The sequence below is a fragment of the Enterobacter cloacae complex sp. HYC074_NIDB genome (assembly GCF_056673345.1).
On sequence record NZ_CP114214.1, the window covers coordinates 1,160,655 to 1,185,739 of the forward strand.

The 25,085-nt window shown below is 56.9% G+C and carries 27 protein-coding genes; 11 read left to right on the forward strand and 16 right to left on the reverse strand.

From position 1 onward, the window contains the following. Positions 1 to 68: 68 nt before the first annotated feature. Positions 69 to 479, forward strand: coding sequence for a Cu(I)-responsive transcriptional regulator (gene cueR, locus O1724_RS05565; protein ID WP_017383222.1), 411 nt, complete (start codon positions 69 to 71; stop codon positions 477 to 479). Here the strand turns inward: cueR and O1724_RS05570 are convergent. The 3 genes from O1724_RS05570 to O1724_RS05580 form a co-directional block, all read right to left on the reverse strand. Further along, positions 476 to 928, reverse strand: a complete 453-nt coding sequence (locus tag O1724_RS05570; protein ID WP_022650512.1) for an NfeD family protein — start codon at positions 926 to 928, stop codon at positions 476 to 478. The genes cueR and O1724_RS05570 overlap by 4 nt on opposite strands. Beyond that, on the reverse strand, positions 925 to 1,839 hold the full coding sequence (locus tag O1724_RS05575) for an SPFH domain-containing protein (protein ID WP_003858941.1): 915 nt from the start codon (positions 1,837 to 1,839) through the stop codon (positions 925 to 927). Before O1724_RS05575 ends, O1724_RS05570 begins: the two co-directional genes overlap by 4 nt. A 154-nt stretch (positions 1,840 to 1,993) precedes the next feature. Continuing rightward, complete coding sequence (locus O1724_RS05580) at positions 1,994 to 2,848, reverse strand: hypothetical protein (RefSeq protein ID WP_045330194.1); 855 nt, start codon at positions 2,846 to 2,848, stop codon at positions 1,994 to 1,996. Between the two features lie 142 nt (positions 2,849 to 2,990). On the opposite strand from O1724_RS05580, the gene fetA reads away from it, so the two are divergent. Both fetA and fetB read left to right on the forward strand, forming a co-directional pair. Further along, entirely contained in the window at positions 2,991 to 3,662 is a 672-nt protein-coding gene (gene fetA, locus O1724_RS05585; RefSeq protein WP_015571235.1) for an iron efflux ABC transporter ATP-binding subunit FetA, read from the forward strand. After that, complete coding sequence (fetB, locus tag O1724_RS05590) at positions 3,655 to 4,437, forward strand: iron efflux ABC transporter permease subunit FetB (RefSeq protein ID WP_017383223.1); 783 nt, start codon at positions 3,655 to 3,657, stop codon at positions 4,435 to 4,437. Before fetA ends, fetB begins: the two co-directional genes overlap by 8 nt. 51 nt (positions 4,438 to 4,488) lie before the next feature. Here fetB and O1724_RS05595 read toward each other — a convergent pair whose 3' ends face one another. The 3 genes from O1724_RS05595 to tesA are packed head-to-tail and all read right to left on the reverse strand — an operon-like array spanning position 4,489 to position 6,824. Then, positions 4,489 to 5,343 (reverse strand): co-chaperone YbbN, encoded by an 855-nt coding sequence (locus tag O1724_RS05595; protein WP_003858935.1) that lies wholly within the window; start codon positions 5,341 to 5,343, stop codon positions 4,489 to 4,491. Between the two features lie 58 nt (positions 5,344 to 5,401). After that, positions 5,402 to 6,211, reverse strand: a complete 810-nt coding sequence (locus O1724_RS05600) for an SDR family oxidoreductase (protein ID WP_126297063.1) — start codon at positions 6,209 to 6,211, stop codon at positions 5,402 to 5,404. Then, positions 6,192 to 6,824 (reverse strand): multifunctional acyl-CoA thioesterase I/protease I/lysophospholipase L1, encoded by a 633-nt coding sequence (gene tesA, locus O1724_RS05605; protein ID WP_003858933.1) that lies wholly within the window; start codon positions 6,822 to 6,824, stop codon positions 6,192 to 6,194. The genes O1724_RS05600 and tesA overlap by 20 nt, the downstream gene beginning before the upstream one ends. On the opposite strand from tesA, the gene ybbA reads away from it, so the two are divergent. From ybbA to O1724_RS05620, 3 genes are all read left to right on the forward strand, one after another. Then, positions 6,795 to 7,481: a putative ABC transporter ATP-binding protein YbbA gene (ybbA, locus tag O1724_RS05610; protein ID WP_023315548.1), complete on the forward strand. Its 687-nt coding sequence runs from the start codon at positions 6,795 to 6,797 to the stop codon at positions 7,479 to 7,481. The genes tesA and ybbA overlap by 30 nt on opposite strands. Continuing rightward, on the forward strand, positions 7,478 to 9,892 hold the full coding sequence (ybbP, locus tag O1724_RS05615) for a putative ABC transporter permease subunit YbbP (RefSeq protein WP_414539473.1): 2,415 nt from the start codon (positions 7,478 to 7,480) through the stop codon (positions 9,890 to 9,892). The genes ybbA and ybbP overlap by 4 nt, the downstream gene beginning before the upstream one ends. 182 nt (positions 9,893 to 10,074) lie before the next feature. Further along, positions 10,075 to 11,220 (forward strand): porin, encoded by a 1,146-nt coding sequence (locus O1724_RS05620; RefSeq protein WP_022650515.1) that lies wholly within the window; start codon positions 10,075 to 10,077, stop codon positions 11,218 to 11,220. A gap of 125 nt (positions 11,221 to 11,345) precedes the next feature. Here O1724_RS05620 and mnmH read toward each other — a convergent pair whose 3' ends face one another. The 5 genes from mnmH to ppiB all read right to left on the reverse strand — a co-directional run bounded on the left by mnmH (position 11,346) and on the right by ppiB (position 15,413). Next, positions 11,346 to 12,416, reverse strand: a complete 1,071-nt coding sequence (mnmH, locus tag O1724_RS05625) for a tRNA 2-selenouridine(34) synthase MnmH (RefSeq protein ID WP_022650516.1) — start codon at positions 12,414 to 12,416, stop codon at positions 11,346 to 11,348. A gap of 84 nt (positions 12,417 to 12,500) precedes the next feature. Continuing rightward, positions 12,501 to 13,568: a 5-(carboxyamino)imidazole ribonucleotide synthase gene (purK, locus tag O1724_RS05630; protein ID WP_126297061.1), complete on the reverse strand. Its 1,068-nt coding sequence runs from the start codon at positions 13,566 to 13,568 to the stop codon at positions 12,501 to 12,503. Next, positions 13,565 to 14,074: a 5-(carboxyamino)imidazole ribonucleotide mutase gene (gene purE / locus O1724_RS05635; protein ID WP_003858921.1), complete on the reverse strand. Its 510-nt coding sequence runs from the start codon at positions 14,072 to 14,074 to the stop codon at positions 13,565 to 13,567. The genes purK and purE overlap by 4 nt, the downstream gene beginning before the upstream one ends. A gap of 118 nt (positions 14,075 to 14,192) precedes the next feature. Then, positions 14,193 to 14,915, reverse strand: a complete 723-nt coding sequence (gene lpxH / locus O1724_RS05640; protein WP_045896245.1) for a UDP-2,3-diacylglucosamine diphosphatase — start codon at positions 14,913 to 14,915, stop codon at positions 14,193 to 14,195. 3 nt (positions 14,916 to 14,918) lie between these two features. After that, positions 14,919 to 15,413, reverse strand: a complete 495-nt coding sequence (gene ppiB, locus O1724_RS05645) for a peptidylprolyl isomerase B (protein ID WP_000256009.1) — start codon at positions 15,411 to 15,413, stop codon at positions 14,919 to 14,921. A gap of 175 nt (positions 15,414 to 15,588) precedes the next feature. On the opposite strand from ppiB, the gene cysS reads away from it, so the two are divergent. Continuing rightward, positions 15,589 to 16,974, forward strand: coding sequence for a cysteine--tRNA ligase (gene cysS / locus O1724_RS05650; protein ID WP_022650518.1), 1,386 nt, complete (start codon positions 15,589 to 15,591; stop codon positions 16,972 to 16,974). A gap of 196 nt (positions 16,975 to 17,170) precedes the next feature. After that, positions 17,171 to 18,262 (forward strand): IS4 family transposase, encoded by a 1,092-nt coding sequence (locus O1724_RS05655; protein WP_411320431.1) that lies wholly within the window; start codon positions 17,171 to 17,173, stop codon positions 18,260 to 18,262. Between the two features lie 89 nt (positions 18,263 to 18,351). On the opposite strand, the gene O1724_RS05660 is transcribed toward O1724_RS05655, so the two are convergent. From O1724_RS05660 to folD, 5 genes are all read right to left on the reverse strand, one after another. After that, positions 18,352 to 18,879 carry a metal-dependent hydrolase gene (locus tag O1724_RS05660; RefSeq protein ID WP_022650519.1) on the reverse strand — a complete coding sequence of 176 codons (528 nt, stop codon included), beginning with the start codon at positions 18,877 to 18,879 and terminating at the stop codon, positions 18,352 to 18,354. Between the two features lie 73 nt (positions 18,880 to 18,952). Next, entirely contained in the window at positions 18,953 to 19,969 is a 1,017-nt protein-coding gene (malI, locus tag O1724_RS05665) for a Mal regulon transcriptional regulator MalI (RefSeq protein ID WP_022650520.1), read from the reverse strand. Positions 19,970 to 20,052: 83 nt separating this feature from the next. Beyond that, positions 20,053 to 21,552, reverse strand: coding sequence for a PTS transporter subunit EIIC (locus O1724_RS05670; protein ID WP_023315552.1), 1,500 nt, complete (start codon positions 21,550 to 21,552; stop codon positions 20,053 to 20,055). A 233-nt stretch (positions 21,553 to 21,785) separates the two neighbouring features. Then, positions 21,786 to 21,998 (reverse strand): ribosome-associated protein YbcJ, encoded by a 213-nt coding sequence (ybcJ, locus tag O1724_RS05675; RefSeq protein ID WP_023315553.1) that lies wholly within the window; start codon positions 21,996 to 21,998, stop codon positions 21,786 to 21,788. A gap of 2 nt (positions 21,999 to 22,000) precedes the next feature. Further along, positions 22,001 to 22,867, reverse strand: coding sequence for a bifunctional methylenetetrahydrofolate dehydrogenase/methenyltetrahydrofolate cyclohydrolase FolD (gene folD, locus O1724_RS05680; RefSeq protein WP_006809817.1), 867 nt, complete (start codon positions 22,865 to 22,867; stop codon positions 22,001 to 22,003). Positions 22,868 to 23,177: 310 nt separating this feature from the next. On the opposite strand from folD, the gene fimA reads away from it, so the two are divergent. The 3 genes from fimA (at position 23,178) to fimC (ending at position 25,080) form a co-directional block, all read left to right on the forward strand. Next, positions 23,178 to 23,741, forward strand: coding sequence for a type 1 fimbrial major subunit FimA (gene fimA, locus O1724_RS05685; protein ID WP_003858911.1), 564 nt, complete (start codon positions 23,178 to 23,180; stop codon positions 23,739 to 23,741). A 69-nt stretch (positions 23,742 to 23,810) separates the two neighbouring features. After that, positions 23,811 to 24,353 carry a type 1 fimbrial protein subunit FimI gene (fimI, locus tag O1724_RS05690; RefSeq protein ID WP_003858910.1) on the forward strand — a complete coding sequence of 181 codons (543 nt, stop codon included), beginning with the start codon at positions 23,811 to 23,813 and terminating at the stop codon, positions 24,351 to 24,353. Positions 24,354 to 24,387: 34 nt separating this feature from the next. Next, positions 24,388 to 25,080 carry a type 1 fimbria chaperone FimC gene (gene fimC, locus O1724_RS05695; protein ID WP_126297472.1) on the forward strand — a complete coding sequence of 231 codons (693 nt, stop codon included), beginning with the start codon at positions 24,388 to 24,390 and terminating at the stop codon, positions 25,078 to 25,080. The last annotated feature ends 5 nt before the right edge of the window (positions 25,081 to 25,085 follow it).

Below are 25,085 nucleotides of genomic sequence, written 5' to 3' on the forward strand. Positions count from 1 at the left end.
TCACTCTGCTTTTCGCTAACTGTTATGAAGGTTAAACCTTCCATCAAGGGGAAGGTCAAGGGGGAAATGTGAATATCAGCGATGTTGCGAAAAAAACCGGCTTAACCAGCAAAGCGATTCGCTTTTATGAGGAAAAAGGGCTGGTGACGCCACCGTTGCGCAGTGAGAACGGCTACCGCAGCTATACGCAGCTGCATCTTGATGAACTGACGTTACTGCGCCAGGCAAGACAGGTAGGATTTAACCTTGAGGAGTGCGGCGAGCTGGTTAACCTGTTTAACGATCCGAAACGCCACAGTGCCGACGTGAAAAAACGTACGCTGGAAAAAGTGGCGGAGATCGAACGCCATATCATCGAATTACAGGCGATGCGTGAGCAACTGTTACAGCTGGCAGAATCCTGCCCGGGAGATGACAGCGCCGAGTGCCCGATTATCGACAATCTTTCCGGCTGCTGCCACCGTAAAACCCACGCCTAACAGGCTTTAACCCGCAGGGTAATACCTTCCACCGCGATGACCTCAACCCGCGTGCCGGCGCTGAGGTCATCATCGGCCACCACCGGCCACGAACTGTCCCCCACGCGCATATGACCGCGTCCGTTTATTAGCGTGTTATCAAGCGTAAAGCGTTTACCCACGATCTGCTGCCCACGCTGGTTGAGATGCGCGTCGACCGGCTTCTGCGCCTTCACCCGTTTGTTCAGCCAGCGCCACCACAGCCAGGCGGCCAGCAGCGTCAGCACGGCAAACAGCGCGCCCTGCCACTCCCAGCCGACAGGCAGCAGCCAGACGACCAGCCCGGTAATCACCGCGGCAACCCCGCTCCACAGCAGATAACCGTTGCCGCCAAGCATCTCGGCGGCCAGCAGCAGTCCGCCAAGGCTTAGCCAGAACGCATGAGGATGTGCAACGATGAGCTCAATCATTTTTTACGCTCGTTTCCGCCGTCTTTGATCAGTTCGGCAATTCCGGCGATAGACCCCATCAGGCTGCTGGCATCCAGCGGCATCATCACCACTTTGCTGTTGTTCGCGGAGCCGATCTCCTTCAGCGCATCGGTATATTTTTGTGCGACGAAGTAGTTCACGGCCTGGATATCCCCGGCGGCAATCGCCTCGGAGACCATTTGCGTCGCGCGGGCTTCCGCTTCTGCCGAACGTTCACGCGCTTCCGCCTGGAGGAAGGCAGACTGACGGTCGCCCTCGGCTTTCAGGATCTGCGACTGTTTTTCCCCTTCCGCTTTCAGGATTTCAGCCTGACGCACCCCTTCGGCTTCAAGAATATAGGCACGCTTGGTACGCTCGGCCTTCATCTGCGCGTTCATGGAAGCAATCAGCTCTGCCGGTGGGCGCACGTCGCGGATCTCAATGCGTGTCACTTTGATCCCCCACGGATTGGTGGCTTCATCCACAATGTGCAGCAGGCGGGTATTAATGCTGTCGCGCTGGGAGAGCATTTCATCCAGCTCCATCGAGCCAAGCACGGTACGGATGTTGGTCATGGTCAGGTTGACGATCGCCAGCTCCAGGTTGCTCACCTCATAGGCCGCTTTTGGCGCATCAATCACCTGAATAAAGCACACCGCATCGATGGTGACGTTGGCGTTATCCTTGGAGATGACTTCCTGAGAAGGGATATCCAGCACCTGCTCCATCATGTTGATCTTGCGCCCAATTCTGTCCATGAACGGGACGATCAGGCTTAAACCCGGCTGAAGGGTATTGGTGTAGCGACCGAAGCGTTCGACGGTCCACTGGTAACCCTGCGGGACAATTTTGACGCCTGCGCCCACGATAACCAGCGCAACGAAAATAAGGACGGGAACAACGATGAGCATAAAAACCTCCTGTTTTGCATGCCGTAACGAGAAAAACTGCGTATTTGTTGAACGTAAGTATATCGGCTAACGAACAGGATTTCGCCCCTGTAAAGAGGTGGGAACCGGACTGGCAGAAATAAAACGCCCCGTTCGGGATGCGGGGCGCAAAGCGTTACTTTTCAGACAAGGTATAGCTGAAGTCAGTGATAAACCCATCCCCGGCGTCAGCGATGGCTTTTGATAATCCCTGATAGTATTTTTCCAGGCCGATGGCCTCTATCTGCTGGATCTGCTCGCGAACGGGAGCGCAGAACAGCACCGCATTGCCCGCTCCGACACGTTTGTTGTTCGGCGGCAGATCGCCAGTAATCGCTTTAAACCAGGTTCTGATCCCTTGCTTTAAGTTGTGCGGCGCTTTTGTAAGATCCTCCTGGCCGGTCAGCACCTGTAGGGTAGGGAATTCATTAGCATTGACGGCGGTTTTCATACGCGCAAAGAACGCGGTAAAAAGCTCAAAAGAGCCGAGATCCGTAACGCGAGGCTTGGTAGTTTTTCCGTTTTTATTGCCCATTTTTCCGGCAGGGGCTGTAGGTGCCGGAACCACATTGACCTTATGCAGATCCAGACCAAACAGCAGATTGCAGTGCGCCCGGCGCTCTTTAAGCGGGTAGGACATCAGCACGTCAATAAACGCCGTCGCCTTCACATCGGCCAGGTCATGGTTAATCAGCCATTGCGAGCGGGCAAATTCCGCAGGGGAAACGAACCAGTCAGGCACCTCAGTAAAGCGTCTGGATTTACCCTTGCCGTCAAACTCGAGAAAGTAAGCCCCATCATCAAAAGCAAAATAGCAGTTTTTAAAGCTACCGATTGTGGTGTTAACGATGAGCGCCTTCTTAACAAAATCGACCACCTCTGCACCCATGACAAAACGCGTGAGTTCAGAAGAATTGATGACTTCCATTAATGTTTCCACATCAGGAACACCAGGCTTCAGGGAGGAGAACTCATAAAAGATATGTGTCATGTTGCTGACTTCCTGTAGTTATAGAGGTGACAATAAACAGGCAAAAAGTTTAACACTTGCTATAGGTTAAGGCTATTCGCGCTGCGTAGCGGAAAGGATTATGCTAAAGGCTCTTCTTATCACAGCGGTTAATGGAATCGGAATGAATAATAAAAAAAATCTTCTGGATATCAGGGATGTTGGCTTTCGTGTGGGTGATAACACCATCCTTCAGCACGTCGATTTTTGTCTCTCTCCGGGCGAATTTAAACTGATAACCGGTCCCTCCGGCTGCGGCAAAAGCACCCTCCTGAAAATCGTGGCTTCGCTACTGAGCCCAACGGAGGGAACCATCCTGTTTGCAGGAAAAGATATCGCCACGCTTTCACCGGAAAGCTATCGCCAGCAGGTGTCATACTGCGTGCAAACGCCGTCCCTGTTTGGCGACACGGTGTACGACAATCTGGTTTTCCCCTGGCACATCCGCAACCAAACGCCTGATCCGAAAAAGTTTACCGACGATCTGACCCGGTTCGGGCTTTCGCCGGAGACGCTGACCAAATCGATCGCCGAACTGTCGGGAGGGGAAAAGCAGCGCGTCTCGCTGATCCGTAACCTGCAATTCTTGCCGAAGGCGCTGTTGCTGGACGAAATCACCAGCGCGCTGGATGACGCTAACAAGCGCAACGTCAATGACATTATCCATCGCTACGCCCGGGAGCAGAATATTGCCGTGCTGTGGGTGACGCATGATTCAAATGAAATTACCCATGCGGATGATGTCATCACGCTCAGGCCGCAGGGCGGGAAAATGGAGGAGGCTCACCGTGGGTGAACATAACATAACTAACGAATCGCTGGCGCTGTCGATGGTCCTGGTGCTGGTGGCGATTGTGGTCAGCTACCGGGAAAAGCTGGGGCTGGAAAAAGATATTCTTTGGAGTATCGCCCGCGCGGTCATTCAGCTCATCATCGTCGGCTATGTGCTGAAATACATCTTCAACGTCAATCATGCCGTGCTGACCCTGTTGATGGTGCTGTTTATCTGCTTTAACGCGGCATGGAACGCGCAGAAACGCAGTAAATACATCGATAAAGCGTTCATTTCGTCGTTGATCGCCATCACTACCGGGACCGCGTTAACGCTGGCTGTGCTGGTGCTTTCCGGCTCGATAGAATTTACGCCGATGCAGGTGATCCCCATTTCCGGGATGATTGCGGGCAATGCGATGGTGGCGGTCGGGTTGTGCTACAACAATCTGGGGCAACGGTTCAGCAGTGAACAGCAGCAGCTTCAGGAGAAGCTAAGCCTTGGCGCGACGCCGAAGGTGGCCTCGGCGAGGTTGATCCGCGACAGCATTCGCTCTTCGCTAATCCCAACGGTGGATTCCGCCAAAACGGTGGGTCTGGTGAGCCTGCCGGGCATGATGTCGGGGCTGATTTTTGCCGGTATCGATCCGGTAAAAGCCATTAAATACCAGATTATGGTGACGTTTATGCTGCTCTCTACGGCGAGCCTGTCCACCATCATTGCCTGCTACCTGACCTATCGGAAGTTTTACAACGCTCGCCACCAGCTGGTGGTGACGCAGTTGAAAAAGACGGGGTAATATCTGCTTTTGTAGGCCCGGTAAGCGTTAGCGCCACCGGGCATTTTTTTGCTAGTAGAGCAACGCGTACAGCTGACGACGATATTTCGACGCCAGCGCGTCACCGGTACCCAGCGCGGCCAGGATCTCCTGGAACATCTTCCGAGCCTGTCCGTCTGCGGCGCCCAGGTCCTTCTGAAGATGGCTAAACAGCAGCTCCAGCGCCTCTTCGTTACGCCCCACCTGATGAAGCTGAAGCGCCAGCTGGCTTGCCAGCGCGGCATCCTGCGGGTTGTCCGCAACCTGCTGCTGAAGCTGTTGAATTTCAGGGGTATCCGCCGCCTGTTTCAGCAGGTCAATCTGCGCCACCAGACCCTGATAACGGGTATCCTGATCCTGCATCGGCACCGTTTTCAGCACGGCTTCCGCGTCTTCAGGGCGGTGCAGTGCAATCTGGGTCTCTGCCAGCAGCAGACCAATCTGGCTATTCTGGTTCGACAGCTGCCAGGCGTCTTTTAACAGCGGCAGCGCCTCGTCGTACTTGCCTTCCTGCATTAGCGCCATGGCTTCCTGCGCTTTCAGCTCTTCTTCGCGCGGCAGGACTTTATCCAGCAGGGCGCGGATCGCCTCTTCGGGCTGCGGCCCCTGGAAGCCATCCACCGGCTGACCGTTCTGGAACAGGTAGACGGTTGGGATCGCACGCAGGCCAAACTGGGAAGCCACCATCGGTTCGGCGTCACAATCCAGCTTCGCCAGAATGAACTGACCATTGTACTGCGCGGCAAGGCTTTCCAGGACCGGCGTCAGTTGCAGGCAGTGTTGGCTGCGTTCAGACCAGAAGTAGAACAGCACCGGTTTAGTCATTGACTGTTCGAGCGTCTGTTGCAGGTTAGCTTCAGTTATGTTGACGATATTCTGTACGGACATGCGGCATTCTCTTTTATCGGTTTACTCTTTACATGGGGGTAAGCGTGGTCGCTTCAACTCAACCCTGCAAAATTTTGTCCATCATCCGCCCCGGCAGCAGGCGTTTCAACCAGCCGACGGCATGGGTCACCAGCGTGACCGGATAGCGCATTTTAGGGGTATCGCTCTCAAACGCGTGGCGCACTTTGGCAACGACGGCTTCTGGCCCAAGCGTAAAACGCGCCGCGATGCCGGGATTTTCGACCGGTTTGTCCGCCTGCGTCTGGTTAACGTTTTCCGTAAAGCGGGTGCGGATCGGGCCGGGTTCAATCAGGCTGACCTTAATACCGCTGTGGCGCAGCTCCATGCGCAACGCATCGGACCAGGCTTCAAGCGCATATTTACTGGCAGCGTAAGCCCCGCGGCCCGGCGTGGAGATCAGGCCCATCACCGAGGAGGTCATGACAATCCGCCCTTCGCCGTGCGGCAGCATGGCCGGGAGAAGGCGCATGGTAAGCTGATGCGCCCCGAAAAAGTTTGCGGAGAACTGCTGCTCCAGCTGTTCCCGTGAGAGAGTCTGTAGCGGGCCGTACACGCCGTAGCCCGCATTGTTGAACAGACCGTAAAGACGGTTGTTGGTCAGGGCGATAACCTCATCGGCGGCCTGCTCTACGCTCTCTGGCGAATCGAGATCCAGCAGAATGCCGGTAAATCCCAGCCCTAGCATGCGTTCGACATCCTCGGGTTTGCGGCAGGCTGCCAGCACCCAAAACCCCTGACGTTTCAGTTCAAGGGCGCTTTCAAGGCCAATTCCGCTGGAACATCCTGTTATTAAGACCGATTTTTGCATAACTTTACCTGTCAGGTTCTCAGCTGTTTGACGAGTCATGTTTTACTAAAGGAGCCAGCCGGGTTGCCATCCAGTCGGCAATAAACGGCTGGGCATCGCGATTGGGGTGAATGCCATCATCCTGCATCCACTGGGGTTTCAGATAGACCTCTTCCATGAAAAATGGCAGCAGCGGAATATCAAACTCTTTGGCAAGCTTAGGATAGATCGCGCTAAACGCCTCATTATACCGACGGCCGTAGTTAGCGGGCAGGCGAATTTGCATCAGCAGCGGCTGGGCATTGGCGGCCTTAATGGTCTGCAAAATGGTCCGCAGCGTTTGCTCCGTTTGCTGAGGCTGGAAGCCGCGCAAACCATCATTACCGCCCAGTTCGACCAGCACCCAACGCGGTTGATGCTGCTTAAGCAGGGCAGGCAGGCGCGATAAGCCTTGCTGCGACGTATCGCCGCTGATGCTGCCGTTCACGACAGAGGCCCGGGACTGCCATTTATCATTGAGCAGGGCGGGCCAGGCCGCACTGGCGGCCATACGATAGCCCGCGCTCAGGCTGTCGCCCAGAATCAATAACGTGTCCGCAGCCGCCGCGCGGAAGGTCATCAGCATCAAAAACAGGAAGGGCAAATGCCAGCGGAAAACATTGTTGAAGTTCATCGTCTTAAGAAGTCCGTCGGTCAGGGGGAACACGAGCTTTCCATCCTCACCGGAGTTGAACTCGTTGTCAAACGTGCCGAAACCATCGCCCTGATTGGTGAATCCGGTTCCGGTAAGTCCACGCTGCTGGCCATTCTCGCCGGTCTGGACGATGGCAGCAGTGGGGAAGTGAACCTGGTCGGCCAGCCCCTCCACGCGCTTGATGAAGAGGCCCGCGCCGCGCTGCGAGCCCGGCATATCGGGTTTGTCTTTCAGTCATTCATGCTGATCCCGACGCTGAACGCGCTGGAAAACGTTGAGCTACCTGGCCTGCTGCGCGGTGAAAATACCCGTGAAAGCCGCGATCACGCGAAGGCGTTGCTGGAACAGCTGGGGCTGGGAAAACGTCTCGACCACCTTCCGGCACAGCTTTCCGGCGGTGAGCAGCAGCGCGTGGCGCTGGCCAGGGCGTTTAACGGGCGCCCGGAAGTGCTGTTTGCCGATGAGCCAACGGGGAATCTCGACCGTAAAACCGGGGACAAAATTGCCGATCTGCTGTTTTCCCTCAACCGCGAGCACGGCACCACGCTGATTCTGGTTACCCACGACCCGCAGCTGGCCGCCCGCTGCGACCGCCGCCTGCGGCTGGTGAACGGTATTCTTCAGGAGGAAGCATGATTGCCCGCTGGTTCTGGCGCGAGTGGCGCTCGCCCTCGCTGCTGATTGTCTGGCTGGCGTTGAGCCTGGCGGTGGCCTGCGTGCTGGCGCTCGGTAGCGTCAGCGATCGTATGGAGAAAGGGCTTAGCCAGCAGAGTCGGGAATTTATGGCCGGGGACCGGGCTCTGCAAAGTTCTCGCCCCGTGCCGCCGGGCTGGATTGAGGAAGCGCGCACAGAGGGGCTGAAAGTAGGGGAGCAGATCACCTTTCAGACCATGACCTTTGCGGGCGACACGCCGCAGCTTGCCAGCGTAAAAGCCGTGGATGACATCTACCCGATGTACGGTGACTTACAAACCAGCCCGCCGGGGCTAAAACCGACGGCCGGTACGGTCCTGCTGGCATCGCGACTGATGGCGCTGTTGAACCTGAAACCCGGCGACAGTATCGATGTCGGCGACGCGACACTCAAAATTGCCGGGGAAGTGGTGCAGGAGCCCGACTCCGGATTTAATCCGTTACAGCTTGCGCCGCGCCTGCTGATGAACACCGCGGATGTGGCGAAAACCCACGCCGTCCAGCCGGGAAGCCGTGTCACCTGGCGGTATAAGTTTGGCGGAACGCCAGCTCAGCTGGAGGCGTACGAAAAATGGCTCCTGCCGCAGCTCAAGCCGGAACACCGCTGGTACGGACTGGAGCAGGATGACGGGGCGCTCGGCAAATCTCTTGAGCGTTCTCAGCAGTTCCTGCTGCTGTCGGCGCTGTTAACCCTGCTGCTTGCCATTGCGGCGGTTGCCGTGGCGATGGGGCACTACTGCCGCAGCCGTTACGATCTGGTGGCGATCCTCAAAACCCTAGGCGCGGGCCGCGCGCAACTGCGCAAGCTGATTGTCGGCCAGTGGCTGATGGTGCTGGCGCTGTCGGCTCTGACCGGCGGGGCGATAGGGCTGCTGTTTGAAAAGCTTCTGATGGTGCTGCTCAAACCGGTACTGCCCGCCGCATTACCGCCTGCCAGCCTCTGGCCGTGGCTGTGGGCAATCGGCGCGATGACGACGATCTCCCTGCTGGTGGGGTTACGCCCGTACCGGCTGCTACTCGCCACCCAGCCGCTGCGCGTGCTGCGCCGCGATGTGGTGGCCAGCGTTTGGCCGCTGAAGTTCTACCTGCCGGTGATTATTGCGGTGGCGGTCGGGCTGCTGGCCTGGCTGATGGGCGGCAGTACGCTGCTGTGGGCGGTGCTGGCGGGCGCGGTGGTGCTGGCGCTGCTGTGCGGCGTAGTGGGCTGGATACTGCTTAATGTGCTGAGAAAGCTGACAGTTAAATCACTTTCCATACGGTTAGCGGTTAACCGACTGCTGCACCAGCCGTGGTCTACCCTCAGCCAGCTCTCGGCATTTTCGCTGTCGTTTATGCTGCTGGCGCTTCTGCTGGTGCTGCGCGGGGATCTGCTGGATCGCTGGCAGCAGCAGCTTCCGCCAGAAAGCCCGAACTATTTCCTGATCAACATCGCGCCCGAGCAGGTGACGCAGCTGAAGGGCTTCCTGTCCGAGCATCACATTATTCCCGAGTCGTTCTATCCGATCGTGCGCGCCCGACTGACGCAGATCAACGGCCAGTCGACGGAGGGAAATAAGGATGAATCGCTCAACCGCGAACTCAACCTGACCTGGCAGGCGAAACGTCCGGACCATAACCCGATCGTTGCTGGCACCTGGCCGCCGAAAGCGGGGGAAGTGTCGATGGAGGAGGGGCTGGCGACACGCCTGAACGTGAACCTCGGCGACAGCGTGACCTTCACCGGTGATACCCAGGATTTCACCGCCAAAGTTACCAGCCTGCGTAAAGTGGACTGGGAAAGCCTGCGGCCAAACTTCTTCTTCATCTTCCCGCCGGGTGCGCTGGACGGACAGCCCCAGAGCTGGCTCACCAGCTTCCGCTGGGAAAACGGCAACGGCATGCTGACGCAGCTTAACCGGGAATTTCCGACGGTGAGCCTGCTGGATATCGGCGCGATCCTTAAACAGGTCGGGCAGGTGCTGGAGCAGGTAAGCCGCGCGCTGGAGGTGATGGTGGTGCTGGTGACGATCTGTGGCATATTGCTGCTGCTGGCGCAGGTGCAGGTCGGCATGCGTCAGCGTCATCAGGAGCTGGTTGTCTACCGCACGCTGGGGGCCAGTAAACGGCTGCTGCGCGCCACGCTGTGGAGCGAATTTGCCCTGCTCGGGCTGGTGGCGGGCCTGGTGGCGGCCATCGGGGCGGAAACGGCGCTGGCGGTACTCCAGAGCAAAGTCTTCGACTTCCCGTGGGAGCCCGACTGGCGGCTGTGGCTCACGCTGCCCGTCTGCGGCGCCGTGCTGCTGTCCCTGTGCGGCGGCTGGCTCGGATCCCGGCTGTTGAAAGGTAAAGCGCTATTCCGCCAGTTTGTCAGCTAGTTTACTGACGTGATGATGACGCACCGGCATTTCTGCTGGTGCGTCATTGCTTAACGGCACAAATCGTTAATGTCCCTGCATTTAGTAGCACAAAACATTAAAAACCCGCCCACACAGCCCGAATTTTTCCGGTTAATATTCACCAGCTAAATATTTAGTAGCGTGTCTATCAAGGAAAAAGAATGACTATAAGAAAAACAGCGCTGGCGACAACGATCGGCGCAGCAGTGGCATTGGCTTCTTTCGCATCCCAGGCGGAAATCACTCTTCTGAAACAGGATCCGCAGGCGGGTAACCCGCTGAGCCGCCTGAACTTCACCGTTGGCGGTAGTATTCGTCCTCAGTTCCAGAACATGACCGGCGATGACGGCAAAAACGGCTACAAGCGCAACGGCTTTGACGGCGGTACCCGCTTCCGTTTCGCGGCAGACTACTACCTGTTCGATGACATCAGCTGGATCACTTACTACGAGCTGGGTGTGAACATTCCGGCGCAGTTTAACTGGGATAACCACTACGCCGACGGCGCGCACGATACTTCACGCCGTATGCTCTACACCGGTCTGAAGAGCGACACCTGGGGTACGCTGACCTTCGGCCAGCAGAACAGCGTGTACTATGACGTGGTGGGCGCAAAAACCGATATCTGGGACTACGACATGATTGGTCAGGCGCCAGGTAACGGGATTAATGGCGACTACGACGGCTCTTACCGTTCACGCCAGATGCTGAAGTACAAGAAAACCGTGGGCGATGCTGACATCTACGCCTCTTACCTGTTTGAAGACAGCGAATACCTGCCGGGCAACGGCCTGCGCTACAAGCGTAAAGGCGGCGGTTCACTGGGTATCGATTATCACCTGACCACCGATCTGACCTGGGGCGCAGCGTGGAACTACACCCGCGCGGACATGCGTAACCCGGACAACGGCGACAGCAAATCCTACGACCAGAACATCCTTGGTACCGCCCTGAGCTGGACGCCGGATAACTGGACCTTCTCCGCAGGCGGCGGCTGGTATCAAAACTTCCTGACCACCAAAAAAGTGTCCGTTAACGACTACTTCGCCGGTGATGCATGGGGTATTGAATACTTTGCGGGTTACAAGTTCCCTGTTGGTCAGTATGCGGTGAAATCCATCCAGCCGTACTTCATGGGCGACCGTATCGAGTACGTGAATGGCCGTAACTACCAGCGCATCGACAACGGTGTGGGTATCAGCTTCCAGCTGGATTACGGTTTCCGCGTGGATTACGAACACGTGTTCACCTCCAGCACCGACAACCTGGGCGACATGAACCTGGTGCGTCTGCGTTACGACTTCTAAGTTGTCATGTAGGGTGCGGCCTGATGCCCTCACCCTGACCCTCTCCCACGGGGAGAGGGAAAAAACATTAAAAACGGCAACCCAGGTTGCCGTTTTGCTTTTACCTCGCCACCCGGCTTTATTTTTCAGCGATCGAGCCACTCAGCAATTTCTTCGTACGTCCCGCGATACACAATCTTCTCCGCCTTTTTCTCCAGCTGATAGCCGTACATCGGGTCGTAATAATCCTTCAGCAGCGGCACAAGCCAGCTGAAGTGCGCGTCAGTGCTGCCAGTACGCTGTTGCTCGACAAGCGCGGCATCCAGCAGGGCGGTAAATTCCGCGAAGCGTTGCAGCCCCAGACGGCGACGAATGGCGTACAGGCCGTGATGCAGATATTCGCTATACGCTTTCCAGCCCGCTTTCTCGCCGTAGGCAGCAGAAAAATCGGCCCACATATGGTCGAAATACTCTTCGCGCAGGCGCTCCAGGCGGACTTCAAAGGGGTCTTCGACGACAACGACAGGGGCGTCAACCATGCGGTCGCGCAGGCATTCCGGCAGGTGGTTAGAGCCAATCATCCGGCCTTCATCTTCCAGCACCCAGCGCGCGGCGTCTTTTTTTAGCAGTTCGACGGCAAGGTGATTTTCAAAACTGGCCTGGGAAAGCTGCGGGGTGAGCGTGCGACCAAATGATGAGCCGCGATGGTGCGCCAGCCCTTCCAGATCGATGCCCTGCGCATGCTGCTTAACCAGCAGCGTTTTACCGTTTCCGGTACAGCCGCCGATAAGCACCATCGGTTTTTGTGACTGCTCAATGGTCACCTGAATCGCCGTCTGACGCAGGGCCTTATAGCCGCCGCGGATCAGCGGATAATCGATTCCCGCCTCTTTCAGCCAGGCCTGGGAGATGTGTGAGCGCTGGCCACCGCGCGCGCAGCAAAGGTAGCCCTCAGGATGGGCCAGGCTGGCTTCCCGCCAGGCGTTGATGCGCGCCTCTCGCGTCTCGCCGTTGACCAGGCTATGGCCGAGCGCCAGCGCGGCGTCCGGACCCTGGCGTTTATAGCAGGTGCCGACGGCGGCACGCTCGTCGTCGTTCATTAAGGGCAGGTTGAGTGCGGCGGGCATCGCACCCTGGGCAAATTCGATCGGCGCGCGAACGTCGATTAAAGGGGTATCGGACGCGAGGATCGCGCGATAGTCCGTTCCATCGTTTATGGTGATTCCAGAAGAAAACTGAGCAGCAATGGGCGGGAATTGTACGCCGGGGAAGGGGAAGGTCAACTCCCCGGCGGGGGATACTTACTTCAGTTTTGACTGCGCCCAGACAATGCCGCTCGCGTATTCTGGCGGCAGCAGGGGAACAATCGCTTCCAGCGTAGCGCTCAGGCGGTCCGTGTCGATATCGTTCAGGTTCAGGTGGCCGACCTTACGCCCCGGACGTACCTCTTTGTCGTACCAGTGCAGGTGCACCAGCGGCAGCTTCAGCCAGTTGTAGTTCAGATCGGTGCCGATCAGGTTGATCATCACCGACGGGCTGGTCACCACCGGCTGCGGCAGCGGCAGGTCAGTGATGGCGCGCAGGTGCAGCTCGAACTGGCTGATGGAGGCGCCGTTTTGCGTCCAGTGACCGCTGTTGTGCACGCGCGGCGCAAGTTCGTTGATCAGCAGACCCGACGGCGTGACGAAACACTCCATCGCCATTACGCCCACATAGCCCAGCTCATGCATGATGGCAGAGAGCATTTCTTCCGCCTGCGCCTGCTGGTCAGCATTGGCCTGCGGGAAGGCGACGCTGGTGCGCAGAATTCCGTCCTGATGCAGGTTATGCGTTAGCGGGTAAAAAACGGTGTGCCCGTCATGCCCGCGCGCGCCCACCAGCGACACTTCACCGCTAAAGTTAATGCCCTGCTCAACGATGCACTCGCCGTAGCAGTCATCCGGCAGCTCGGCGGTGTCGTTCGCGCGCAGGCGCCACTGCCCGCGGCCGTCGTAGCCGCCGACGCGACGCTTCACAATCGCCAGGTCTCCCAGCATCGCAAAGACGTCATCCCATTCGCGCTTATCGGAAAGCAGCTGCCACGGCGCGGTCGCGAGGCCGAGCTTGTCGAAAAGCTGTTTTTGCGTCAGGCGGTCGGCAATGATCGGAAACACGTCGCGGTTTACAAAGGCGTTATGGCGCGCCAGCTCGCGGGTCAGGGCGGTTTCCGGCCAGCGTTCAATTTCGGCGGTGATCACGCTCTGGTGGAACGGCACGGCTTCCGGCTCGGCATCCAGCCCGACGGGCCAGACGGCAATACCCAGCGGCTCACCGGCCTGACGCAGCATCCGGCCAAGCTGACCATTACCAAGAACGCAAACCTGCTTCATGCTGCACCCCGCGGATCCGGGTTATCCAGCACCTCGTCGGTCTGGGCTTTACGCCACTCCGCCAGACGCTGATGTAACTCTTTATCATGCGTCGCCAGGATCTGCGCGGCCAGCAGGGCGGCATTTGCCGCACCCGCTTTACCAATCGCCAGCGTACCGACAGGAATACCGCGCGGCATCTGGACGATAGAGTAAAGGCTATCAACCCCGCTTAACGCGGCGCTTTGCACAGGAACACCCAGTACCGGCACCAGCGTTTTGGCGGCAATCATGCCCGGCAGATGTGCTGCGCCGCCCGCACCGGCAATGATCACCTCGTAACCGTTCTCTTCGGCGCTTTCGGCGAAGCTGAACAGTTTATCCGGCGTACGGTGCGCGGAAACCACTTCGACGTGGTGCGGAACATTCAGGATTTCAAAGATTTCGGCGGCGAACTGCATGGTAGCCCAGTCGCTTTTGGACCCCATCACGATGGCGACACGCGCCGGATTATTGCGGGAAGACATGCGTCTTAAAACTCCTGTGGTGCGGAACACACTGCTTTCGAGGGCACAGAGAATAGCATGTAATACCGGCAAGGAAAACGGTTGCGTGGTCGGGAAATGGGCGAAAAGACGGGGAGGGTTAAAACGGGAAGGCGATCAGTTCAACACCTTCCGGCGTGACTTTGACCATCGATCCTTCGCTGTGCCAGGCCCCTAAAACCACGCGATGGGCGGGCTCGCCGTTGGCGATAAGGGAATGCACATCGGGACGATGGGTATGGCCATGGATCAGCCACTGAACGCGATGCTTCTCCATCACCTTCACCACCGCATGCGGGTTGACGTCCATGATGGTCATCGATTTGCTGCTGTTGGCGGCCTTGCTGCCCGCGCGCATTCTGGCGGCGATGCGGTTGCGAATAAACAGCGGCAGGGCGAGGAACACTTTTTGGATCCACGGGGTGTGAACTTTGGCGCGAAACGCCAGGTAGCCAGTATCGTCAGTGCAGAGCGTGTCGCCGTGCATGATCAGAATATTGCGGCCATAGAGGTTTAGCACCTGCTCTTCCGGCAGCAGCGTCATGCCGCTCTCGCGGGCGTAGCGCTGGCCGATCAGGAAATCACGGTTGCCGTGAATGAAATAGCAGGGGACGCCGGAATCCACCAGCGTTTTAATGGCCGCAGCCATCTCACGGTGCAGCGGGTTCGGATCGTCGTCGCCAATCCAGGCCTCAAACAGGTCGCCCAGAATGTACAGCGCGTCGGCGTTTTTCGCTTCACCGCGTAAAAAACGCAGAAAACCGGCGGTTATCGCCGGTTCTTCTGTTTGCAGATGTAGATCCGCAATAAAGAGTGTAGCCACGAATTACTCGCTGACGGTCACGCTTGTAATCACAACGTCTTCTTTAGGAACGTCCTGGTGCATACCGCTGCGGCCAGTAGAAACGGCTTTGATCTTGTCGACCACGTCCATCCCTTCAACCACTTCTGCGAATACGCAGTAGCCCCAGCCTTGCAGACTTTCGCCAGAGAAGTTCAGGAAGTCGTTGTCCGCTACGTTGATGAAGAACTGTGCGGTTGCAGAATGTGGCGCCTGAGTACGGGCCATTGCCAGCGTACCACGGGTGTTTTTCAGGCCGTTGTTCGCTTCGTTTTTGATCGCTTCTTTCGTCTCTTTCTGGCGCATGCCAGGCTCGAAACCGCCGCCCTGGATCATAAAGCCGTTGATCACACGGTGGAAAATAGTGTTGTTGTAGAAACCTTCGCGGCAGTAGTCCAGGAAGTTTTTAACTGTTTCAGGCGCTTTGTCATCAAAGGTTTTGATTACGATATCGCCATGATTAGTGTGGAAAGTAACCATTTTTGCATCCTGTTCCGTTATTGTGGTGCGTCGACCCGTGCTCGGGTCACATATAGGGGCTTGTTATAGCATAACCACAGGACACGATCACCTTGCATTGTGTGCTGACCGTACTCCGAATTATGGGTATTATAAGGAACAAACAATCCACACACGTGTTTACATGGAATCTTCGATGTTAAAAATCTTTAATACAATGACGCGCCAAAAAGAGGAATTTAAACCTATCCATGCCGGGGAAGTCGGCATGTACGTGTGTGGTATTACGGTTTACGATCTCTGTCACATCGGCCATGGCCGTACCTTTGTCGCGTTCGACGTGGTGTCACGCTACCTGCGCTTCCTGGGCTACAACCTGAAGTATGTGCGCAATATCACCGACATCGACGACAAAATCATTAAACGTGCTAATGAAAATGGCGAAAGCTTTGTCGCGCTGGTGGATCGCATGATCGCCGAAATGCACAAGGATTTTGACGCCTTAAATATTCTGCGCCCGGACAGCGAGCCGCGTGCGACCCACCATATCCATGAAATCATTGATATCACCCAAAAGCTGATCGAGCGCGGTCACGCCTATGTGGCGGACAACGGCGACGTGATGTTCTCGGTGCCGACGGACCCAACCTACGGTGCGCTTTCCCGCCAGGATCTGGACCAGCTCCAGGCCGGTGCGCGCGTGGACGTGGTTGACGTGAAGCGTAATCCGATGGACTTCGTGCTGTGGAAGATGTCCAAAGCGGGCGAACCGAGCTGGCCATCCCCGTGGGGCGAAGGGCGTCCGGGCTGGCACATTGAATGTTCCGCGATGAACTGCAAGCAGCTGGGAAACCATTTCGACATCCACGGCGGCGGTTCGGATCTGATGTTCCCGCACCACGAAAACGAAATCGCGCAGTCCACCTGTGCTCACGGCGGCGAGTACGTGAACTACTGGATGCACTCCGGGATGGTGATGGTTGACCGCGAGAAGATGTCGAAATCGCTGGGCAACTTCTTTACCGTGCGCGACGTGCTGAAGTATTACGACGCGGAAACCGTGCGCTACTTCCTGATGTCTGGCCACTATCGCAGCCAGCTGAACTACAGCGAAGAGAACCTGAAGCAGGCGCGCGCTGCGCTGGAGCGTCTGTATACCGCACTGCGCGGCACCGACAAGTCTGTTCCAGCCGCAGGCGGCGAGGCGTTCGAAGCCCGCTTCGTTGAGGTCATGAACGACGACTTCAACACCCCTGAAGCCTATTCCGTGCTGTTCGACATGGCGCGTGAGGTGAATCGCCTTAAGTCAGAAGATATGGCGGCGGCCAATGCGCTGGCGTCTCATCTGCGTAAGCTCTCTTCCGTGCTCGGCCTGCTGGAGCAGGAGCCGGATGTGTTCCTGCAAAGCGGCGCGCAGGCGGACGACGGCGAAGTGGCGGAAATTGAAGCACTGATTAAAGCGCGTCTGGAAGCGCGTCAGGCGAAAGACTGGGCGGCGGCGGATGCGGCGCGTAACCGTCTGACCGAGATGGGCATTATTCTGGAAGATGGCCCGCAGGGAACCACCTGGCGTCGTAAGTAATTTTCTCCTCACTCTAACCCTCTCCCACAGGGCTGAGGGTTCCCCAGAAAAATGAAAAGCACGATGAAGTGTGATCTACTGGTTGCGCTAACAAATCAGAAGAGACCTCATCGTGCCTTTACAGACAGTCTGCCAGAAATTTTTCTCCGCGTCTTTACCGGACATTCACAGCTTTCGGGTTAATGTCCTTGTTTCCATGGCTGTTGCCCTCACCCACGGCGCCAGACTGACCCTGACCAGCCTGGGACGAACCCTGCCCGGCAGGGCGCACGTCAAAAATAAAATTAAACGGGTTGACCGTGCCCTGGGCAATACCGCTCTCCAGCGTGATATTCCCCGTATTCAGCACCACCTCACACATGCCATCACCTCCGTGATGCCCTTCTGTGTTATCGCTGTCGACTGGACAGGCTGGCATGACAGGAACTGGCATCTTCTGCGGGCAAGCCTGCTCTGTAATGGTCGTTCACTTCCTCTTATGAGTGAGGTGGTTCCCGCAGAGCTGGCGCAGAACAGCGATGTACAGTGTCGCTTCCTTGACCGCCTCCATGATGCCATCCCGAAAGATAAAGCCGTCACCGTCATTACGGATGCCGGCTTCAGAACAGACTGGTTCCGGCATGTCAGCCAGCTGGGCTGGAGCTTTACCGGCAGGGTCAGGGGCTGCATCAGCTTCCGGCTGGACGGAGAAAAAAAGTGGATGAAAATCAGCGAGCTTGAGGCCTCCGGGCAACCGGTCTGCGTGGGGCACGGTGTCCTGTCCCGTAAACCACGTACGCCCTGTTACGGACGGTTTTATCTGCACAGGCGCCCGGAAGCAGGGCGTCATGGAAAGGGCGGAATGCCAAAAACACAGCGGGAACACCGCAGCAGCGCACGGGAGCCGTGGCTGCTGTTCAGTAATGCAGAAAGTCTGGAGCCACACCAGATAATGGCGCTGTACAGCCGCAGAATGCAGATAGAACAAAACTTCCGGGACGACAAGAGTCCGCGCTTCGGGTTCGGTCTGAGGCTGAGCCGGAGCCAGGGAAAAGGACGACTGGAAGTACTGAATATGGTGGCGGCGATGGCAAGTCTGGTGATGTGGCTGGCAGGCTACAGGGCCGAAAGACAGTGCTTACACAGGCACTATCAGGCAAGCAGCGTCAGGCATAAACGGGTTCTGTCCTACCTGAGTCTGGCAGAAGAAGTGATCCGGCATGAGCCTGATAAAGTAAGGCGACTGAATATAGGTAACGAGATGAAAAAGCTGGGAAAAGAGTACAGTAATATGGTCATGGTGGCATGACCATATTACTGGGGATCCCTCAGCCCACAGGGAGAGGGAATTGTTAGGTTTTCTCCCTCTTTACGTGGGAGAGGGCCGGGGTGAGGGCATCAGCGCGCACGTTTTCTCCACCATAACATCCCCATCAGCACCATCCCCGGCAGCCACACCCACAGCAGTTCCGAGATAATGACCTCATGCCCGTATGGCGTGGTATAGCGCGACAGCGCAAACGGCGCGACTTTGATCACCTGCCACGGCGCAAAGAAGCGCTCATCTGACCAGGGCCACAGCCAGCCGACGCCTTTCCCGCCGGTGGTGATCGAATCCAGCAGGCTGTGCGACAGCAGCGACACGGTTAAAAACAGCCAGCAGCGCGTCAGGCTGGCCCTGAACCATCGTCGACCTGCCAGCACGCAGAGTATCGGCACCACCAGGGCAAACAGTAGCGAATGAGTGAAACCGCGATGGCCGAAAATATTCCCGTAGGCAACACCGAATTTAAACGCCAGTACGTCGGCATCGGGCAGCATGGCGAGGACGATCCCGGCAAACAGCAGGCGGGGTGGGATGACGTTGGTTCCGAGCCCTAAGCCCAGACACAGAGGTACGGCAGCGTGGGTGATAACGGTAGGCATTGCATTTATCCATGGCAAATCATGGAAATATAGCAGTCATCTCGCGCTAAAAGACCCATGCTAAATTCTGATTTTACGCCGATTCCCGCGCGATAAGCTGCCCGGAGAGGGTTATGCGCTGCGTTTGCAGGTCCGGCTCTTTCAGCCTGCGGATCATCAGCCCTGCCGCCTGGCGGCCGGTCTCTTCGCTGGCAGACGAAACGTAAGTTAATGACGGCGATGTGAGATTAACGTGGAGCATATCTTCAAAACCAATCAGCGCCACCTGCTGGGTTAAAAACACGTCTTTACCCACCGTGCGCCCCACCTGGTGAATACCTGAGATCGAACCGATCATCGCGTCCGGTGAATGGCAGAGCAGGGCGGTAATCGTATTGTTCTTCTCCAGCAGCTGGCGGGTCGCCATGGCCGCCGCCTGCGTGTCATCGGTACAGGCGGGAGAATATTCCTCACGCCAGATCAGACCGTTCTGCGTCATCGCGCTGCGAAAACCGAGCAGGCGCTGCTCGCGGATACGGCACCCGTCGCGCCCGCCAATATAGGCGATGGTGCGGTGCCCGCGTTCGATAAGATAACGCGCGGCCAGGTTCGCCGCCTGGCGGTTATCGCGCATCACCAGATTGCATTTCTCTTCCAGCAACGACTGCGAAACCGCCACAAGCGGCAGCGGGCAGTGGCGAATGTGTTCCGGGAGAGAGGCGGTGCGGGTGTCCGACGCCAGGTAGATGACGCCCGCCACGCCCTGCTGCTTAAACGAGAGCAGGGTACGCTCAAGATGTTCGCCGTCATTCAGCGGCTGACCGAGAAAAACCATATAACCCTGCTTCTCCAGCTCCTGAACGATGCTCGCCATCACCTTGATGGAAAAGCTGTCGCTGAAGTCGCGCAGGATCAGGCCGATTAAGTTGGAGGTGTTGGCGCGAAGATTGGCAGCGGCGACGTTATGAACATAGCCCAGCGTTGTGATGGCGGCATTGACCTTCCCGATCGTCGCCTCTGAGATCTTCCCTTTCTGGCGCAGCACCAGCGAAACGGTAGAAACCGACACGCCCGCATGCTTTGCGACATCAATGATGCTGACTTTCTTCAAAACCGCTCCCTGAAATTTACCGATTATCAGCCAGATAAGAAGCGACCCCCAGCGTACAGGAGACGCCTCCTTCAGGCATCTTATTATTTGCCAATCATCGTGGACATCGTCTGGGCGATAAACTGTGCTCTGGCCCCGAAAATCACCTGTATCCCGTTATCGCCCACGAACACCACGCCGCGCGCGCCAAGCCCGTTCAGCCCGTCCCGGTCCACCGCTTCGCTCTTCGCCACTTCCAGACGCAGACGCGTGATGCAGGAGCCGACGGAATCAATGTTCTGCGCACCGCCCAGCAGGCCGATGATTTCGGTGGCAAGTTCGGAATCGGACTTGTCATTCGCGCTGGCGGTCACTTCGGTGCGGCCCGGCGTTTTCACGTCGAAACGGCGGATCACGAAGCGGAAGGTGAAGTAGTAGATTAATGCCATCGGAATGCCGATGATAATGGCGCTCAGGAAGTTGGTCTGATAGCCGTTAAACGACGGCAGGATCCCGAACGACAGGTAGTCGATAAAGCCCGCCGAGAACGACTTGGCGATATGCGCATGCAGCAGGTACATGGTCATGTACGCCAGGCCTGCCATGATGGCGTTGAAGACGTAAAGGATCGGCGCCACGAAGATAAAGGTGAACTCTACCGGCTCGGTGATGCCCGTCAGGAAGCAGGTGAGGGCGGCGGAGAAGAGAATACCGGCCGCGATTTTCTTATTCTTCGTGTGCGCTTCGTGGTACATCGCCAGACACGCCGCGGGCAGTGCGAACAGCATCAGCGGGAACTCGCCCTGCATGAATTTCCCGGCGTTATGGTAGGTGTCGCTGCTGAAGGATTTCACTCCCTCTTCCAGCATCTTGAACCAGATGGTCTGGTCGCCGTGGATCACCTGACCCGCCTGGGTAGTGTAATCCCCGAACGAATACCAGAAGGAGGGATACCAGATGTGGTGCAGGCCGAGCGGGATCAGCGCGCGCTCCACTAGCCCGAAGATAAAGGTCGAGGCCGCCTGGTTATCGCCGTTCACCACCACGGACAGGGCGTCGATGCCGGACTGAATATGCTGCCAGACGTACGGCAGCAGCAGGCCGAGCAGGAACGACAGAAACGCCGTCGCAATCGCCACAAAGCGCTTGCCGGAGAAGAAGCCGAGGAATTCCGGCAGCTGCATGGTGTGGAAGCGGTTGTAACACCAGGCCGCAAGAATACCGCAGATCAGGCCGCCAAAGACGCCCATCTGTAACGTCGGAATGCCGACGACCATGGCGTATTTCCCGCCCTGGGAGGCCATTTCCGGCGTAATGCTCAGCACGGTGCTGATGGTGATATTAGTGACAAACACGGAGACCGCCGCAGAGAGAGCGGCAATGCCGGATTCCGAAGCCAGTCCGACGGCAGAGCCGATGGCGAAGAGCATTGGCAGGTTATCAAAGATAACCCCGCCTGCGTTCATCATCAGCGGCAAGTGGAACTTATCGCCGAAGGCCAGCAACAGGCCCGCAGCGGGAAGCAGTGAAATTGGCAGCATTAAGGCGCGACCAATCATCGATAACTTAGACAGCGATTTAACAAACCCTGATATCAGGCTCATGCTGATTTCCCCCGAGTAGCGCTTTTTTTGCGCTGTTATTGTAAGTAGAACGTTTTAGTAGAACGTTCTACTTATCGTGGGGAAAGTCTGAAAATCGCGCAACTTAAATTTCACATTTCGCCAGAGGGAATAGTGATTATTTGAAGTTGATCGATAATTAACCGTGATGGGTGTGAGGGGATGTTTATCCCCTCTCCCTGTGGGAGAGGGTTAGGGTGAGGGCATCAGACAGCTCAGGCCGTCACGGTCACGCTCTGACCTGCGAAGCTCACAGTCTGACCCGCGACAATTTTGCAGCGCTTGCGGGTTTCCACCGCGCCGTCTACTGTTACCTGCCCGTCGGCGATGACGATTTTCGCCTGCGCGCCGCTTTCGCTCCAGCCTTCCAGCTTCAGCAGATCGCACAGCTCAACGTGCGGGTGTTTACCTAAAGAAAAAATTGCCATGATTACGCGTCCTCTACGTCGTGATACTCCTCGCACGCCTGCAAGGTATTCTGAATCAGTGTTGCTACCGTCATCGGGCCAACGCCGCCCGGGACCGGAGTAATATAGGATGCGCGCGCTGCGGCATCTTCATACACCACGTCGCCGACCACTTTGCCGTTTTCCAGACGATTAATACCCACGTCCACGACGATTGCGCCCTCTTTGATCCACTCGCCCGGAATAAAGCCCGGCTTGCCGACCGCAACGATCAGCAGATCGGCGTTTTCGACGTGGTGACGCAGGTTTTTAGTGAAGCGGTGGGTGACGGTGGTGGTGCAGCCCGCCAGCAGCAGCTCCATGCTCATCGGACGGCCCACGATGTTGGAGGCGCCAATCACCACGGCGTTCAGGCCATAGGTATCGATGTTATAACGCTCCAGCAGCGTCACGATGCCGCGCGGGGTGCATGGACGCAGGCGCGGCGCGCGCTGGCACAGGCGGCCTACGTTATACGGATGGAAACCGTCAACGTCTTTGTCCGGCGCGATACGCTCCAGCACCTTCACGTTGTCGATGCCCGCAGGCAGCGGCAGCTGAACCAGGATACCGTCGATCTCTTTATCGGCATTCAGGGTGTCGATCAATTCCAGCAGTTCCGCTTCGCTGGTGGTTTCCGGCAGATCGTAAGAGCGGGAGACGAACCCCACCTCTTCACACGCTTTGCGTTTGCTGCCGACATAAATTTGCGAAGCCGGGTTGCTGCCAACCAGCACAACGGCCAGCCCGGGGGCGCGAAATCCGGCGGCTTTACGCGCCTTCACTTTTTCCGCAACCTCAGAGCGCACCTGCTGCGCAATCGTTTTACCGTCAATAATCTTTGCTGCCATCAGAGAGAAGATTCCGTCTGTAACGTTAGAAAGGGGGGATTGCCTGTATTTTGTCAGAAGCGAGCGCCGCTGTCAGTCACCCTTTACGAGATTTCATCGATGTCCCGCAAAATCCCTTCTCAGGGCATGGTCAATTTCTTAGAGGTGATTAGGATGTGACCTGGCTAAATGGCAGCGTTTTGACATATTACAAAATAGATTCCTGAGCTACTTTGTCCTCTCCGAAATAAGCCTTCAATTTTTTAATTGAACGTATTTCTTATTCCCGAATATGCGCGGGAAGGGTTATTTACATTTTAAAGGAATAGACATGAAACTCAGCAACATTGCTTCTACTGTTATTGCAACTCTGGCCCTGGTCGCGGGTGCCGCTCACGCAGAAGATCCGGTAGCGCCTGTATCTGTAAACGGTGGTACGGTGCATTTTAAAGGTGAATTAGTGAATGCCGCGTGTTCAGTGAATACTGACTCTTCAGAGCAGACGGTTAATCTTGGCCAGTACCGTACCGCGAAATTCACTAAAGTGGGTGACACCACCTCCAATATTCCGTTCACCATCGAACTGAACGACTGCGATCCTGCGGTAGCGAAAACCGCTGCTGTCGCGTTTACCGGCCAGATCGACGCCACCGACAAAACGCTGCTGGCGGTAAGCTCCGGTAACAACGACAACTCCGCGAAGGGCGTAGGTATTGAGATCCTCGACAGCAAATCCTCCACGCTGACCCCGGACGGCGCAACCTTCTCTGCGGCGCAGAACCTGATTGAAGGGACTAACACCCTGAACTTCACCGCGCGCTACAAAGCCACGGCGGCGACCACCGAGCCAGGCCAGGCAAACGCGGACGCAACATTCGTAATGAAATACGAGTAATGCCTGAGTACAGGGATGTGGCTGGCCTCAGGGAAGAGGTCTTTTGATCGCCTATACCGGGAGCGAAGGATGACAAGGACTGGGATACTGCTGTGCGCCCTTGCGATTGCCCCAGCGGTAAACGCACATACCGTGGTTATTGACGGCGGCAAAGTACACCTCAGGGGAGAGCTGGTTAACGGCGGCTGCGCCGTGGCTCCGGACAGCCAGAATATGCGCGTGGATATGGGGCAATACCGCACAAACGCCTTTTCCGGCGTCGGCAGCTTTTCCACGGTTAATGTGCCTTTCACCGTACGTCTGCTGGATTGCAGCGTGGACGTCTCCCGCACCGTGGGGATCCAGTTCCAGGGAGTGACACCGGCAGAAGACCCGCAGGTTTTCCTGGCGACATCGCGGCCGGGGGAAAATGCGGTCAGCAGTGGTGTCGGGCTGGCGCTTTTTGACGAACAGCAACGTCAGATCATCCCGAACGCGACGGCGGTGAGCTGGTTACCCATTAACACCCGCGAGCTGGTATTTCATTTCAGCGCCCGCTACCGGGCAATTTCCGAACACCTTGTACCAGGCACTATTCAGTCGAATGTCTGGTTTACGTTGATTTATCCCTGACGCCTGCGAACTAATTATTAAAGGTACGGTTGTGATGAACACCCTGATTAAACCTGGACTGTTTTTATCTTTTATTTTGATGATGGTTTCTGCCAGCGCGAATGCGTCCGGCGGAATTGCGTTGGGCGCGACGCGCGTTATTTATCCGGCCGATGCCAAACAAACGTCGCTGGCGATCACCAACAGCAATAAACAAGAGCGCTATTTAATTAACGCGTGGATAGAAAATGCCAACGGGCAAAAGGAAAAAACCTTTGCCGTCACGCCGCCGCTGTTTGTCAGCGAGCCGGCCAGCGAAAACACCCTGCGCATTATCTACGCAGGCCCGGCGCTGCCTGCCGATCGCGAATCGCTCTTTTACATGAACGTCAAAGCGATTCCCTCCGTCAGCAAAAAACATCAGGACGGCAACAACGTCCTGCAACTGGCTATTCTGTCACGTATCAAGCTGTTTGTTCGCCCGGCTAACCTGGCGATGCCGCCGGAAGAGGCGCTCTCACAGCTGCGCTTTGAGCGCGTCGGCAACCATCTTAAGGTGAGCAATGCCTCACCGTATTACGTCACGCTGGTCAATCTGAAGCTCGGCGGACAGACGCTGGATAACCTGATGGTTGCTCCTAAAAGCTCGGCGCAGCAGGTGCTGCCTGCCGCTACGAGCGGCACGCTCTCCTGGCAGAGTGTGAATGACTATGGCGCCATTACGCCGGCGAGTAGCGTCAGCCTGTGAGCAGA